This window comes from Marinobacterium sp. YM272, from assembly GCF_050908845.1.
In the GTDB taxonomy this organism is placed as follows: Bacteria; Pseudomonadota; Gammaproteobacteria; order Pseudomonadales; family Balneatricaceae; genus Marinobacterium_D.
In genome coordinates this window covers 3,881,681-3,896,241 of record NZ_CP194171.1, presented here as the reverse complement: position 1 = coordinate 3,896,241, position 14,561 = coordinate 3,881,681, and the positions used below count along the sequence as shown (strand labels likewise).

Sequence of the window (14,561 nt, the reverse complement as noted above, 5' to 3'; positions counted from 1 at the left end):
AATCTGACACTGGGGGTGACAGATTGTCAGCCTTTGCCTTAGCATCGCTAACACGCACAGGGTCCAAGGCCTCAGAAAACGGGAAAGTTTGATGTTGGCACTACTCTTGCTGTGAAACCTTTGAATGGCAAGCTGCCGTTTAATTACAGGAAGTTAAACTCGCTGGAGAGATAATGATGAAAAAACAATTTGCGAAACAGCAGGGCTTTACGCTGATCGAATTGATGATCGTTGTAGCGATCATCGGTATTCTGGCTGCGATCGCGCTGCCGGCTTATCAGGATTACACGATTCGTTCGAAGCTTTCCGAGGCGCCTTCTATTTTCGGGACGAATAAGATCGCTGTAGAGCAGTTCTTTTCCGAAGAGGGAGACTTGACTAACGTAGCAGCTGATGCTCAAGGTTATGAAGCGTCCCTCTTCGGTTCTCATGTAGACATGACGATTGTTGTAAGTGGCGCTGCTGTTTCTACGGCAGGTTTCGTCGCTACCGTCTTTGAGGCTGGCGGAGCCGCTGCTGATGAAGTCGACCCGTCAGGCGGCAACGACGTAATTACCTTTACAGCAACTGAAACTAATGCGGGCAACCTAGCGTGGACTATGGTTTGCGATCCCGCTACGATCGATCCTAACCGCTGCCCGCAGCGTGACTAAGAGAGATCGAAATAAAAATTGGAAATCGGGGTCAGAGTAACATTTCTGGCCTAGCCCCGAGTTCAGCAGAGAGGATCGCTTCGGCGGTCCTTTTTGTTGTGGAGCACGCCTACCTTTCTTTCTCTTGGAAATCGGGGTCAGAGTAAAATTTATCCCTCCTCCTTCTTTTTCTTCCTTCCCGCCTTCAACATTTTCTGACGAACACCAGTAAGTATCTCGATTTCATTACGGAAGCGGTCGTTGCCTAGCGCTAACCCTTGGTTGACCGACTGCTGAATCCGTTGCAGCTGCTCACTGGGCAGTGGGTTAACGAACAGCGCTTGATAATGTTGTTGCCGCTCTGTCCCGTTTTTCCCTAGGCTTAAATACAGCTCATGTGGTGTCCACAGTTCGGTATCGATTCCCTGAGCGTGTGCGTGGTAGCTGCTCCAATGGTAATCGGCAGGGGGTCCTACCATTCGGGCTCTGACGGGGTTCAGCTCGATGTATCGCTGGCAGGTCAGCAAATACTGCTCGGACTGAACGAGGCAGGATTTAAATCGGCCTTCCCATAAGGTGCCTGTGCGCTGATAGGCTCTGTTGAAGTAGCGCACATAGTGCCGCCCCAGGTGTTGCATCATGGCCGAGACAGCACCTGCCTTCAGGGGCGTAGCCAATAGATGAACGTGGTTGGTCATAAATACCCAGGCGCGAAATCGGGGTCAGAGTAACATTTATTCCTTTCTTTTCTTCCTGCCAGGTTTAAGTAGTTGCTGGCGTACTGCGGTAAGTCGCTCGATCTCATCACGAAAGCGGTCGTTGCCTAGTGGCCACGGTGGCATATCGATGCCCTTTGAAGAGCGCGAACTCATCCATGATCAGTCGTCGTAGCTGACTTAGATCCGGCGCCTGCACCTCGCGACTCAGGCGCTGATGATCAATCGCCTTCACCGTATGCCAATGCAGGCCAAGCAGCTCTGCCACTTGCTTAATCGGCAGCAACGACGCCAATACTTCCACTTGCCGAATCATAGCCTGTGTCAGTCCTCGGCGCCCCGGAAGCCAATGTATTTGTTCACGCCGAATACCACAGCCAACACAACGCACACGGCGCACGGGTACATCAAGCCAAACGCGGTAGTCGAACAGGTCGCGCTCACGCACGTGTCGTCTGCTGACATCGTGAACCAACAGCGTGGCCTGACCACAACCACTACAGACAGGAGGTTGTGAAGAGCGCGGTTGTAGTCGAAGGGAGAGTGTATTGGAGGTGGTGACTTCGTAGCTTTCAAGCTCGAAGCCTTCCCAGAAAAGGCTCAGCAGATTAGCATCCATGACGTCGGCAGCAGTTGAGTTGTAGGTCGAGTTTTGGCGAACACAACCTTAACCCTTCTTGCTGCCGCACTTCTCACTTTCCCGCTAATCTGCGAAGAACCTAAATTAAGCCCATCCAGCATTGTTTCTGCCGTTTCCTGACAGTACGAAACCGGGGGCAGAGTAACATTTATTCCTTTCTTTTCTTCCTGCCAGGTTTAAGTAGTTGCTGGCGTACTCCGGTAAGTCGCTCGATCTCATCACGAAAGCGGTCGTTGCCTAGGGCTAAACCCTGATTGAAAGACTGCAGTATCCGCTCATCGGGCAATGGTTTTTTGAACAGCTCTTTATAGTTCCGCTGCCGCTCCGTCATATTCTTCCCCAGATTCAGATATTGCTGATGAGGCGTCCACAACACAGAATCGATACCCTGTGCATGTGCCTGGTAGCTGCTCCAGTGATATTGGGAAGGGTGCTCCACCATTCGAGCTTTCACTGGATTCATTTCAATATATCGTTGGCAGGCCAACAGGTATTGCTCTGGTTGAATGAGCCAGGATTTGAAACGGCCTTCCCACAAGGTTCCTGTTCGTCGGTATCTGCTGTTGAAATAGCGAACATATCGCCTGCCAAGATGCTGCATCATTGACGATAGCGCTCTTTCTTTAAGGGAAATCGGGGTCAGAGTAATATTTCTGCCGCCCCTTATCCCCAAAATCGGGGTCAGAGTAACATTTCTGGCCTAGCCCGGGTTCTTCAGAGAGGATCGCTTCGGCGGTCCTTTTTGTTTCGAATTCGTGTTTCGCGAAATCGGGGTCAGCGAAATCGGGGTCAGAGTAAAATTTATCCCTCCTCCTTCTTTTTCTTCCTTCCCGCCTTCAATATTTTCTGACGAACACCAGTAAGTATCTCGATTTCATCACGGAAGCGGTCGTTGCCCAGCGCTAACCCTTGGTTGACCGACTGCTGAATCCGTTGCAGCTGCTCACTGGGCAGTGGGTTGCTGAAAAGTGCCTGGTAGTATTGTTGCCGCTCTGTGCTGTTTTTACCTAGGCTTAAATACAGCTCATGTGGTGTCCACAGTTCGGTATCGATTCCCTGAGCGTGTGCGTGGTAGCTGCTCCAGTGGTAATCGGCAGGGTGTCCTACCATTCGGGCTCTGACGGGGTTCAGCTCGATGTATCGCTGGCAGGTCAGCAAATACTGCTCGGACTGAACGAGGCAGGATTTAAATCGGCCTTCCCATAAGGTGCCTGTGCGCTGATAGGCTCTGTTGAAGTAGCGCACATAGTGCCGCCCCAGGTGTTGCATCATGGCCGAGACAGCACCTGCCTTCAGGGGCGTAGCCAATAAATGAACGTGGTTGGTCATAAATACCCAGGCGTGGATATGTACTTCGAAGCGTTGAGATGCGTCGGTTAGCCACTGTGCATAGGCTGCGTAATCCTCATCACCAACGAAACAGATCTGCCGATTATTGCCACGTTGAATAATATGCTGAGGGATGCCTGCTGGGCAGGCTCTTGGTCTTCTTGCCATAGCTCTTCCTTGAGTCCAGCTGGCCCCGATTCCTTTCAGGGCCTGGCGTTGAGGGTAACATAGCCAGAGGTGGTGAATGTGTCGTAGCCACGTGGAATGCAGTGGATGCCGTAGTATTTTTACTCTGACCCCAATTTAGGCTTTAGTCCGGTTGCCAGCCGGGGAGCATCCCGGCACACTCCCAAGCCAAGAATAATGCCAACCCGCGATGGAATTCCCCGTAATGAACAAACGCCTGATGGTCCTTATCCTGATTGCCCTGAGTATCGGGGTAACCTGGTACATAGAAACCGGTCGTAAAGAGGTGTCTGCGGAGGTGCGTGATAAGGTGGCGACCGAGGTGATGCAGACGCTGGACCTGCCGGCTCAGCCCGTTTGGTGGGACAAGGGGCGCCGGCTGGGGATTGGAGTGATTCCCGATGGTTCCAATCGTGATGCCGAGGCGCGTGATGCCTGTTCAATCATGCTGCAGAACGGTATCAGTCCCGCTCAGGTAGAGGTGTTCGATGTGCTGCAGATTCAGAATGACGACGAGTGGGTGCAGATAGGTGCCGCCAGCTGCCAGTAAATCTGACTAGAAAATCGCAGTGAGTCGTTTAAGGCCAGCACAGTAGCTGGCCTTTTTGTATCAAGAGAATTAAACCAGGCGCATCGACAGGTCGACCGCCCGGCAGTGTTTGGTCAGGGCGCCGATTGAGATGTAGTCCACGCCTGTTCTGGCAAACTCCACCAGGGTCTCGTCGGTGATGTTGCCGGAGGCTTCCAGCTTGGCGCGTCCCGCCGTGAAGGTCACGGCATCGATCATTTCATCGGGACTGAAGTTATCCAGCATGATGATATCGGCCCCGGCTTCCAGCGCTTCAGCGAGCTGCTCGCGGTTTTCCACTTCGACTTCCACCGGCTTGTCTGCGTGCATGCTGCGGGCTGTGCTCACTGCCGCAGCGATACCGCCACAGGCGAGAATATGGTTTTCCTTGATCAGGAATGCGTCGAACAAGCCGATGCGGTGGTTGTGGCAGCCACCGCAGCTGACGGCGTATTTCTGCGCCATACGCAGACCCGGGATGGTCTTGCGGGTATCCAGCAGTCTGACGCCGGTATCGGCGACGCGGTCGGCATAGCTGCGGCTCAGGGTTGCGGTGCCCGACAGGGTCTGCAGGAAGTTGAGCGCCGCGCGCTCGCCGGTCAGCAGGCTGCGTGATGCGCCTTCAAGCGTAAACAGGGTCTGGTCCGGTTCGACCAGGTCACCGTCTTTTACTTTCCACTCGATACTGACGTCAGGATCCACCTGCCGGAATACTTCATCCACCCATGCGGTACCGCAGATAACCGCTTTTTCCCGGCTGATAACACGCCCCTGGCTTTGATCAGACTCGGGAATCAGAGCGGCGGTGATGTCGCCACTGCCCACATCTTCAGCGAGTGCATGGCGGACGTTTTCTTCGATCACCGGTTTCAGGTCGGTCAGGTTCAGCATGGGGAGTTCCGTTGCGGGTGTTGTTCGGGGCCGATATTCTAGCGAAACCGCATCGAGGCGAGAACAGGTGCGGTGGTTATTTTAGCGCTGCCGGAGAAGGTACCCGGATCCATCATGACAACTCTATTTTCGATTAAGGCACATCGGCTGGAGGGGGCGACCCAGTGCCCCTCGGCCAACCAAAATGAGCGGCCTAATTGCGAGATCTCGCTGCTGGTTATCCACAATATCAGCCTGCCGCCGGGTCAGTTCGGCGGGCAGGGGATCCGCCAGCTGTTTACCAACTGCCTGGATCCGGATGAACACCCCTACTATCGCGATATTCACCAGTTGGAGGTATCGGCGCATCTGTTGATCGACCGTCATGGAAAGGTCACCCAGTTTGTGCCCTTCGACAAGCGGGCCTGGCATGCCGGGCGCTCCTGCTTTGACGGAAGGGAAGCGTGTAACGACTTCTCCATCGGTATCGAGTTGGAAGGAGCCGACGACACACCGTACACCGATGCGCAGTACCGCGTGCTGGCCCAGATCACGGCTACGCTGATGCAGGCCTATCCGCAGATAAACCTGGATCGGATCTGCGGTCACAGTGATATCGCTCCGGGGCGCAAGACGGACCCGGGTCCGGCGTTTGACTGGCGTCGCTACCGGACGTCACTGGTTGCTGGTAATCAAGAATGATTTTCAATTATTATTATCCCCTGGTTTTACAGGTTTTTAGGCCGTCCGTTGCGCATTTCGTCTCCTGCTAGCGAGGCTGATTGCGCCGGATTGAGAGCAGGATATCTATGCGCGAACTTCTTTCCGTTGAAAAACTTCAGTGTGCCTATGAGGGAAACCCGGTACTGCAGTCGGTCAGTTTTTCCATTCAAGAAGGCGAAATCGCCTGTCTGCTTGGCCCCAGCGGTTGCGGAAAGACCACGGTTCTTCGCGCTATCGCCGGCTTCATCGAACCCGAAGCGGGCGCCATCTTTATTAACGGCGAGGTGATCAGCGATGCCAGCCAGGTGGTGCCGCCGGAGAAGCGCGGCATGGGGATGGTGTTCCAGGATTATGCGCTCTTCCCACACCTGACCATCGCCGAGAATATCGCCTTTGGCCTCAAGGGCTGGAGCAAGCGGGAAAAGCAGCAGGCGGTCGACGAGGTGCTCAACCTGGTTGAGCTGCCGGATCTTGGCAAGCGCTATCCCCATGAACTCTCCGGCGGTCAGCAGCAGCGTGTTGCTCTGGCCCGCGCGCTGGCGCCGAAGCCCCGCCTGCTGCTGATGGATGAGCCGTTCTCCAACCTGGATACGGATCTGCGCCGGCAGCTGTCCGCGGAGATGCGCCGGATTCTGAAGAAGCAGCAGATCGCCTCGATCATGGTGACCCATGATCAGCAGGAAGCGTTCACGATCAGTGATCGTCTTGGGGTGCTGTCCCAGGGACAGGTGCAGCAGTGGGGGACACCAGAGGAGCTGTTCTACCAGCCGGCAACACCGGAAGTCGCTTCATTTGTCGGTAAGGGGGTGATGCTGGCGGGCACGGCGCTCTCCACCGACCGCCTGTCCTGCGAGCTGGGTGACCTGGAATTTGCCGAGCCCTTTGGCGCGGACGGCTGTGAGGGGCTAGGGCTGAAGTTGTTTCTGCGGCCCGGGGATATCCAGTTAAGCCATGAAGGGGATGTCAGGGCCGAGGTGCTCAGTTGCGAGTTCCAGGGCAGTCAGACCCTCTACCATCTGAAACTTGCGTCAGGCAAAGAGCTGCAGGCCGTGGAGAGCGGTATGCACCGTTACCCGAACGGTGAGCAGGTGTCCCTGCATGTGGCACCGCACCGGCCGATAGTATTCTTCGACCGTTAATAGCTTTCAGCAGGCTTTGCAAACTGGCGTGCGTTGCGGCGCGCGCCGCTTACCGGCTTGCTCGTGTCGCGGTAATCGTGCGGCTTAGCAGAATCACCGGAATTATCCCCACCAGTACGATCAGCAGGGCTGCCGGCGAGCAGCTCTCGATCTGCTCGTCCGATGCGTACTGGTAAACGTAGGTTGCCAGCGTATCGTAGTTGAAAGGGCGCAGGATCAGCGTTGCCGGCAGCTCCTTCATACAGTCCACGAACACCACCAGCAGGCCGGTAAGCAGGCCGCCGCGAATCAGCGGCAGGTGGACCTCTTTCAGGGTTCTCAGCGTATTGGCACCGAGTGAGCGTGATGCCATATCCATGCTGGGCGTGACCTTGCCGAGCGATGAATCCACGGCGCCGCCGGAGACGGCGAGGAAACGCACACAGTAGGCAAACACCAGCGCGAACGGTGTGCCGCTAAGCAGCAAGCCGGTACTGATACCGAAATGCTCACGCATAAAGCTATCGATGCTGTTATCGAACGCGGCCAGCGGGATGATCACGCCGATCGCCAGGACAGCACCCGGCAGGGCGTAACCCAGGTTGCTCATGCGCGCTGCCACCTGCAGCGAACGTTTGTCTGCATAGAGGCGCTTGCTGTAGGAAAGCACAACGGCGATCGCCGCCGCCAGCAGGGCGGTGACGCTGGACAGCGTAAAGCTGTTGGTAGCAAAGCCGAGGAAGTCGCTGTCGCTGAACTGGTCCAGGTGGGCCAGGGACATATCGGTCAGGCTGATAAAGGGTACGACAAAGCCGAATAGAACCGGCAGGGCACAGGCCAGAGAGCAGAGCCAGGCACGGGTGGGCGTCAGCCGGTAGCGCTCGATGGTGCGGTAGCGATCGGCGCTGGTGTACTGACGTGACTTGGCCCGCGCCACCCGCTCCAGAGTGATCAGCACCACGACAAAGATCATCATCAGGCTGGCGATCTGTGCCGCGGCACCCACATTGCCCATGTTGAGCCAGGCATCGTAAATGCCCGCGGACATGCTTTTAACGGCGAAGTAATCCACGGTGCCGAAGTCGTTGATCGTTTCCATGGAGACCAGCGACAGGCCCACGGCGATGGCGGGGCGCGCGATCGGCAGGGATACACGGTAGAAGCTCTGCCAGGGCGTGCAGCCGAGCATGCGGCTGGCATCGCGGATGCTCATCGACTGTTCCAGGAAGCTGGCGCGGGCCAGCAGGTAAACGTAAGGGTAGAGCACCAGCGTCAGCATCAGGATCGCACCGCCGATACTGCGGATCTCCGGGAACCAGTAGTCACGGGCGGTTTCCCAGCCGAACAGGTCGCGCAGGAAAATCTGCAGCGGGCCTGCATATTCGAGCAGGTCGGTGTAGATATAGGCGATTACATAGGCCGGAATGGCAAAGGGCAGCAGCAGTGCCCATTCAAACAGGCGTCGCCCGGGGAAGTTACACAGCGTCACCAGCCAGGCGGTCCCCACGCCGATCGCCACCGACAGGGCACCGGTGCCGACCATCAGGATCAGCGTCGATTTGATATAGACCGGTAATACCGTTGAGGCCAGGTGAGGCCAGATATTTTCGGTGGGGAAGAGTGCCAGCCAGAGCACGGCCAGCACCGGTAACATGACCAGCAGAGCGGTGCCCCAGCCGATACTGTACCAGCCGGGCAGCAGCCCCCTTAGGCGGGGCAGTGTCCGGGACTCGGTCAGCGTGGTATCGGCTGTGGCTGTCATCCGCTACTCCATAGAATCAGTTATCGAAGCCAACCTTGTCGACCAGCTTGGCAGCGGCAGCGCGCTGAGCACCGATCTCACCCAGGTTGATCTCGTCGCCATCAAAACCGCTCATCTTCTCTTCCAGCAGATCGGACCAGGGGGTGTTTGGGCGCACCGGGAATTCGAAGTTGGCCTCGGCGTAGAGCTCCTGGGCCTGTTTCTGAGTCAGGAATTCTACCAGTTTCACCGCTGCTTCCGGATGCGGGGCGTACTTGGTCAGGGCGGCGCCGGAGATGTTCATGTGAGTACCGCGATCATCCTGGTTCGGGAACACCAGGTTGGCGGACGCGGCCCACTCTTTCTGTTCCGGCTCTTTCTCGTTGGTGGCCATCTTGCCGTAGTAGTAGCTGTTGCCCAGCGCCAGGTCACAGACCCCTTCCTTGATCGCTTTAACCTGGGCACGGTCGTTACCCTGAGGCTTGCGGGCCAGGTTGGCTTTGACGCCTTCGAGCCACTGTTCGGTTTCAGCTTCACCGTGATGGGCGATCATGGAGCCGATCAGCGAGAGGTTGTAGGTGTGCTTGCCGCTACGGGTGCAGATGCGACCCTTCCATTTCGGATCGGCCAGCTCTTCGTAGGTTTTAATTTCGCCTGGCTCAACGCGATCCTTGGAGGCGTAGATGATACGTGCGCGGCTGGTCAGCCCCACCCATTTGCCATCTTCTGCACGGAAGTGTGCGGGCACGTTGCGCTCGATAATCTCGCTCTGAATCGGTGCGACCAGGTCACGCTCGGTGGCGTCGTACAGCGGGCCGATGTCGGCGGTGAGCAGCAGGTCAGCCGGGGTGTTGCGGCCTTCGTGCTCCAGGCGCTCGAGCAGACCTTTCTTGGAGAAGACCACGTTGACCTTGATGCCGGTCTCTGCGGTGAACGCTTCCAGCAGGGGCTTGAGCAGAAATTCCTGACGGTAAGAGTAGACGTTTACCTCTTCGGCCTGGGCGAAGGAGCTGAACGTGGCGCTCAGTACGGCAGCGGATAAAAGAGCTTTTTTCATCGGCGCGGACTCTCTCGGTAGTTCGTTGGAAAATGGATAGCTGTTCGCTGGATCGCGAGGCGTTGTCGCTGAACCAATAATGCGAATTGTTATCATTTTCTCTTCGTGCGTCAACGGTATTAAGTCTGATTCTTATTTACTTTTCGCATATTAACCGAAATAAACCGTATAGTTCATGGGTTTTTGCATGACTCAGATCAAAGAAAGTCGGCGGCACTCTCCATGCCAGGTGTCGACTCAATCCTGCCTTAAAAAGTGAACAGCCTTGATAGCAGCACCGGTACTGCGGTTTCGACCCGCAGTATTCGGGGGCCCAGGTGCACCGGGCTTAAACCGGCTTGCACCAGTTTTTCGACCTCGTAGGGAATAAAGCCGCCCTCCGGACCCACTGCCAGCAGGGTGGGTTCAGCTGAGGCTGAAGGGCAGGGCTCGGCATTATACGGGTGTGCGAGCAGTGCTCTTTTCTCCCGGCACAGGTCTGGCAACTCGTCTTCGACAAAGGGTTTAAAACGTTTGCGCAGGTGCACCTTCGGTAGCATCGTATCGCCCGCCTGCTCCAGCCCTAGCAGCAGTTGCTCTCTAAGCCCGGCATCGGTGAGCAGCGGAGAACCCCAGTAACTTTTGTCCACCCGGTAGGAGTTGATCAGCCAGAGGTCCTTTACGCCCATGCTGGCCACTGCCTGAAGTGTACGCTTGAACATCTTCGGGCGTGGCAGCGCCAGGATCAGGGTGAGTGGCAGGGCAGGCGGCGGTGCGTTATCCAGCTCCACCCGCATGACCGCTTCATGTTCGGATATAGTCAGCAGGCGGCCGCTTCCGAGGGCGCCATTGATCATGCCAACCCTGAGCCGGTCGCCCGGCTCGGCCCTGTGCACTTCGCGGATATGTGTCAGGCGGCGATCATGCAGGTGGACCTCACCCGGCGCGGTGAAATCGTCTTCGAACAGCAAAATAAGATTCATGGTGAGCCCGTTTTCTACAGCAGCGGGGATAATACTACAGCTGAAGATCGCTATGTCAGGGGTAGCCAATAAGCGCGGGTATTCGGGCTGTCGACAAGGCCCGGCCGGCCTGACGGCTTAGTCAGTTTCCGGGCGCTATGGTAAACTGCGCCTCCGTCTGTGAACCGGCCCGCTCATGTCTCCAGCTCCCGATATTCTCAACGCCCCGATCCGCTCCACGCTCGTGCGCATGACCCTGCCGATGATGGTCGGCATCGTCAGCCTGATGCTGTTCAACATTGCGGATATCTGGTTCGTGGGTCAGCTGGGCACCGAGCCGCTGGCGGCGCTGGCGTTCACCTTCCCCGTCACCTTTTCCGTGACCAGTCTGGCGATCGGGCTGGGTGTCGGCACCTCGGCCACCCTGGCGCGGCTGATCGGTGCGGGTGAAACCCGTAACGCGTCGCGAATGGCCACCGATAACCTGATTATGACTGTTGTGCTGATGTCGGCGGTGGGCATTGGCGGGCATTGGATTATCGATCCCGTGTTCCGTGCGATGGGAGCAGAACCGCAGCTGATGCCCTATATCCACGCCTACATGACGGTCTGGTTTTCCGGTTCGGTGTTCCTGGTGTTGAACATGGTGTGCAACAGCATTTTCAGGGCCGCCGGCGATACGCGCATGTCCGGCATGGTGATGCTGGTCTCCGCACTGTTGAACCTGTTGCTTGATCCGCTGTTGATCTTCGGCTGGGGACCGATCCCGGCCCTGGGGATTCAGGGCGCGGCCATCGCCAGCGTTCTGGCCTGGAGTACCACCACGGTGCTTGCGCTTTACCTGCTCTATATCCGGCGCCGCATGTTGTTGCTGGTTTGGCCCGATCTGCGGGAGATGCTGGGTCACTGGAAACAGCTGATGCAGATAAGCCTGCCGGCCGCGCTGTCGAACATGATGACGCCACTGGCGAACGGTGTGTTGACCGCGGTGGTAGCGGGGCATGGCGCCGAGGCTGTCGCCGCTTACGGGGTGGGTAACCGGGTAGAGTCGCTGTCGCTGCTGGTCTGCCTGGCATTGTCCATGACCCTGCCTCCCTTTATCAGTCAGAACTACGGTGCGGGTCAGGTCGAGCGGGTGAAAAAAGCCTATATGTGGGCGGTGCGTTTCGCGCTGATCTGGCAGGGGCTGGTCTATCTGCTTCTGTTTCTGTTCGCGGATCCGATGGCGGCTCTGTTTACCGAGGATGCCGATGTGTCCCGCTGGCTGGCGCTTTGGATGGTGCTGGTCCCGGCGGGATTCGGCTTTCAGGCGATCACCTTCCTTAGCGCGTCTTCGTTCAACGCGTTGCACCAGCCGATGCGGGCTATGCGCATCAGCCTGTTCAGACTGTTTATCATGTATGTACCGCTCGGCTGGCTCGGCAGTCTGCTGTTTGGTTTGGACGGCATGTTCGCTGCGCTGGTGATCGCCAACGGTATCACTGCGACCCTCGCCTACACCTGGATGCGTCGTTACCTGTCGCGGCTAGAGAAGCATTGAGCCGGCCGAGAGAATCTCCGTCTGACCGGAGGTGTCATGGACCTATTCACCGCATCCTTCCCTGGCTGTCATCATTAAGTCAAACCCCGTCGGTATGCTTTTGTAGCTGAACAACAGATTAACGGTTGTTTGTTAGACCATGTGCGTACTATGATCAAGGGAAGATCACGTACAAAATCTAATACAAATTCGAAAACCGGATTTAACTGGTTCGTTATAAGTAAACACAGAGGGGTGCGATATTATGAGTCAGAAAGTAGCTCTGGTAACCGGTGGAACCGGCGGTCTTGGTACGGCGATCTGTCGTCAACTGGCTGATGCGGGATACCGCGTAGTCGCTGGTTACAACAGCGGCGGTAAGCACGAAAAGGCCAAGGCCTGGCAGGAAGAGCAGAAGAAAGACGGCTACGAAATCGAGGTGGCATACGGCGACGTAACCGACGCCGAATCCTGTGCCCAGTGTGTGGCCACGGTCAAAGAACTGACTGGCGGTGACATCAGTGTACTGGTAAACAACGCGGGTATCACTCGCGACGGTACCTTCAAGAAGATGAGCTGGGAGCAGTGGGACGAAGTCCTGACCGCCAACCTGGACTCCATGTTCCACATGACCCGCCTGGCGATTAACCCGATGCTGGAAGCCGGCTTCGGTCGCGTGATCAACATCTCCTCCATCAACGCTCAGAAAGGCCAGTTCGGTCAGTGTAACTACTCCGCTGCCAAGGCCGGTATCCACGGCTTCACCAAGGCGCTGGCGCAGGAAGTTGCCTCCAAGGGTGTGACGGTTAACACCGTTTCTCCGGGCTACATCATGACCGCGATGGTTGCCAAGATCGATGAAGAGGTACTGAAGAAGATCGCCTCCAACATCCCGGTAGGTCGTCTGGGTACACCGGAAGAGATCGGCCGCATGGTTGCCTTCCTGGCGGACGAGCACTCCGGCTATATCACTGGCGCCGACTTCTCCATCAACGGTGGTCAGCACATGCACTGATGCGTTAGCTGCATCGATAAAAAAACCGGCTTTGATGAGGGTGTGTAAAAACACTCTCTATACCGACAAAATACCCGCACCAATAAGTGCGGGTATTTTTTTATGCGTCATCTCAAAGGGGAACCCCGGCAGCAGAGCACTCTGTTTCCAGAAAGCTTAGATGATTATGTCTCGGCAGATAATCCTGTCAGGGTTATCGATGCCTACATGGATTCATTGGATATGCTAGCTCTGGGCTTTACTCAGGCCGCTACCAAACACACCGGTCGCAAACCCTATGACCCGGCCGACCTCCTTAAACTCTATACCTACGGGTACCTCAACCAAGTGCGCAGTACCCGCAGACTAGAGAAAGAGTGCCACCGCAACGTCGAAGTACTGTGGCTGATGAAGCGATTGGCGCCCGACTTCAAGACACTGGCTAACTTCCGTCAACAAAACAGCAAAGCCATACGCGAGGCCTGCCGCGGCTTCATTCAGTTTTGCCGTGACGCGAGCCTACTTGATAGTCGGATGATAGCGATTGATGGCAGCAAGTTCCGAGCGGCCGCCAGCATGAGTAAAACGTATAACCGTAAGCAGTTCGACGCGCTCCAGAAACGTTTAAACCGAAAGATTGATGATTACCTGCACCTGATGGCTAAATCCGAGCAATCGGATATGAACGAGAAAGGCTCCATCCACGAGGCATTGGGTCAGCTCCAGAAGCGCAAAGTAAAGCTCGACGGGCTCTCAAGCTCTCTAGATGAAGGGGCATCACAGTGCTGTGAAACCGAGCCTGAGGCCAAGCGTATGCGCTCCGGCCGGGAAGGCATTGTGGTTGGATATAACGTACAAAGTGCCGTTGACGTAGAGACTGGCCTGATCGTCCATCATGATGTCACGACCGAAGGTAGCGACAACCGTCAATTGGAGCCGATAGCAACGGCTGCAAAGTCGGAGCTTGGTGCAGATACACTTCAAGTTCTCGCCGATGCAGGCTACTCCAATGGGGAGCAGTTGGAGCGATGTGAGGAGCAAGGCATCGAACCCGCAGTTCCGGTCAATCGCGCTGTTAACAATAAGGGGAACTACTTCCAGAAAAGTGAGTTCACCTACGACAGTGAGCAAGATCAGTTTACTTGCCCAGCCGGTCAGTTGTTGACCTACCAGACCTACAATCGCAAGAAAAAGCACCGCCTATATGCCCGGACTGGTTGTAACGCCTGCCCCTTGCAGGGCCGGTGCACAAGCGCTGATAAACGCTGGGTCACCCGACACTTCAATGAAGACGCACTGGATCGTTCCCAGCAAAGAGTTGATGAAAATCCAGGTTTAATGCGGTTACGAAGTGCCGTTGTCGAGCGTCCGTTTGCTCAACTTAAGCACAATATGGGTATGCGGCGTTTCGGATGTTGGGGGCAATCCGGTGCAGAATCAGAAATGGGGTTGGCGGTTATGGCTTACAACTTAAATCGCATGATCAATGCTCTTGGGGTCCAGAGAATGCTGCAACTGATCTGATAG

Annotated in this window: 15 protein-coding genes; 7 read left to right on the top strand and 8 right to left on the bottom strand. The window is 56.3% G+C overall.

What is annotated here, in order from left to right:
• Window positions 1-176 precede the first annotated feature (176 nt).
• Window positions 177-653, top strand: a complete 477-nt coding sequence (locus tag ACQUQP_RS17345; RefSeq protein WP_432698713.1) for a pilin — start codon at window positions 177-179, stop codon at window positions 651-653.
• Window positions 654-802: 149 nt separating this feature from the next.
• On the opposite strand, the gene ACQUQP_RS17340 is transcribed toward ACQUQP_RS17345, so the two are convergent.
• The 4 genes from ACQUQP_RS17340 to ACQUQP_RS17325 all read right to left on the bottom strand — a co-directional run bounded on the left by ACQUQP_RS17340 (window position 803) and on the right by ACQUQP_RS17325 (window position 3,485).
• Window positions 803-1,330 carry a transposase gene (locus ACQUQP_RS17340; RefSeq protein WP_432696292.1) on the bottom strand — a complete coding sequence of 176 codons (528 nt, stop codon included), beginning with the start codon at window positions 1,328-1,330 and terminating at the stop codon, window positions 803-805.
• Between the two features lie 106 nt (window positions 1,331-1,436).
• Window positions 1,437-1,967 (bottom strand): helix-turn-helix domain-containing protein, encoded by a 531-nt coding sequence (locus ACQUQP_RS17335; RefSeq protein ID WP_432696291.1) that lies wholly within the window; start codon window positions 1,965-1,967, stop codon window positions 1,437-1,439.
• 169 nt (window positions 1,968-2,136) lie between these two features.
• Window positions 2,137-2,592, bottom strand: a complete 456-nt coding sequence (locus ACQUQP_RS17330; protein ID WP_432696290.1) for a transposase — start codon at window positions 2,590-2,592, stop codon at window positions 2,137-2,139.
• 197 nt (window positions 2,593-2,789) lie between these two features.
• Window positions 2,790-3,485, bottom strand: a complete 696-nt coding sequence (locus tag ACQUQP_RS17325) for a transposase (RefSeq protein ID WP_432696289.1) — start codon at window positions 3,483-3,485, stop codon at window positions 2,790-2,792.
• A gap of 223 nt (window positions 3,486-3,708) precedes the next feature.
• On the opposite strand from ACQUQP_RS17325, the gene ACQUQP_RS17320 reads away from it, so the two are divergent.
• Complete coding sequence (locus ACQUQP_RS17320) at window positions 3,709-4,053, top strand: hypothetical protein (RefSeq protein ID WP_432696288.1); 345 nt, start codon at window positions 3,709-3,711, stop codon at window positions 4,051-4,053.
• Between the two features lie 69 nt (window positions 4,054-4,122).
• Here ACQUQP_RS17320 and nadC read toward each other — a convergent pair whose 3' ends face one another.
• Entirely contained in the window at window positions 4,123-4,962 is an 840-nt protein-coding gene (gene nadC / locus ACQUQP_RS17315; RefSeq protein WP_432696287.1) for a carboxylating nicotinate-nucleotide diphosphorylase, read from the bottom strand.
• Between the two features lie 114 nt (window positions 4,963-5,076).
• On the opposite strand from nadC, the gene ampD reads away from it, so the two are divergent.
• Both ampD and ACQUQP_RS17305 read left to right on the top strand, forming a co-directional pair.
• A complete protein-coding gene (gene ampD, locus ACQUQP_RS17310) occupies window positions 5,077-5,643 on the top strand; it encodes a 1,6-anhydro-N-acetylmuramyl-L-alanine amidase AmpD (RefSeq protein WP_432696286.1) in 567 nt (188 codons plus the stop codon).
• Window positions 5,644-5,750: 107 nt separating this feature from the next.
• The gene (locus tag ACQUQP_RS17305) at window positions 5,751-6,803 is read left to right on the top strand and encodes an ABC transporter ATP-binding protein (RefSeq protein ID WP_432696285.1); all 1,053 of its coding nucleotides are present in this window, start codon (window positions 5,751-5,753) and stop codon (window positions 6,801-6,803) included.
• Between the two features lie 49 nt (window positions 6,804-6,852).
• On the opposite strand, the gene ACQUQP_RS17300 is transcribed toward ACQUQP_RS17305, so the two are convergent.
• From ACQUQP_RS17300 to ACQUQP_RS17290, 3 genes are all read right to left on the bottom strand, one after another.
• Window positions 6,853-8,544, bottom strand: coding sequence for an ABC transporter permease (locus ACQUQP_RS17300; protein WP_432696284.1), 1,692 nt, complete (start codon window positions 8,542-8,544; stop codon window positions 6,853-6,855).
• A gap of 16 nt (window positions 8,545-8,560) precedes the next feature.
• The gene (locus tag ACQUQP_RS17295; RefSeq protein ID WP_432696283.1) at window positions 8,561-9,580 is read right to left on the bottom strand and encodes a Fe(3+) ABC transporter substrate-binding protein; all 1,020 of its coding nucleotides are present in this window, start codon (window positions 9,578-9,580) and stop codon (window positions 8,561-8,563) included.
• A 248-nt stretch (window positions 9,581-9,828) separates the two neighbouring features.
• Window positions 9,829-10,542 carry a 16S rRNA (uracil(1498)-N(3))-methyltransferase gene (locus tag ACQUQP_RS17290; protein ID WP_432696282.1) on the bottom strand — a complete coding sequence of 238 codons (714 nt, stop codon included), beginning with the start codon at window positions 10,540-10,542 and terminating at the stop codon, window positions 9,829-9,831.
• A 175-nt stretch (window positions 10,543-10,717) separates the two neighbouring features.
• Here ACQUQP_RS17290 and ACQUQP_RS17285 point away from each other — a divergent pair, with 175 nt between their 5' ends.
• From ACQUQP_RS17285 to ACQUQP_RS17275, 3 genes are all read left to right on the top strand, one after another.
• Window positions 10,718-12,061 carry an MATE family efflux transporter gene (locus ACQUQP_RS17285; RefSeq protein WP_432696281.1) on the top strand — a complete coding sequence of 448 codons (1,344 nt, stop codon included), beginning with the start codon at window positions 10,718-10,720 and terminating at the stop codon, window positions 12,059-12,061.
• Between the two features lie 244 nt (window positions 12,062-12,305).
• The gene (gene phbB, locus ACQUQP_RS17280) at window positions 12,306-13,055 is read left to right on the top strand and encodes an acetoacetyl-CoA reductase (protein WP_432696280.1); all 750 of its coding nucleotides are present in this window, start codon (window positions 12,306-12,308) and stop codon (window positions 13,053-13,055) included.
• Window positions 13,056-13,157: 102 nt separating this feature from the next.
• On the top strand, window positions 13,158-14,558 hold the full coding sequence (locus tag ACQUQP_RS17275; protein WP_432696279.1) for an IS1182 family transposase: 1,401 nt from the start codon (window positions 13,158-13,160) through the stop codon (window positions 14,556-14,558).
• Window positions 14,559-14,561 lie beyond the last annotated feature (3 nt).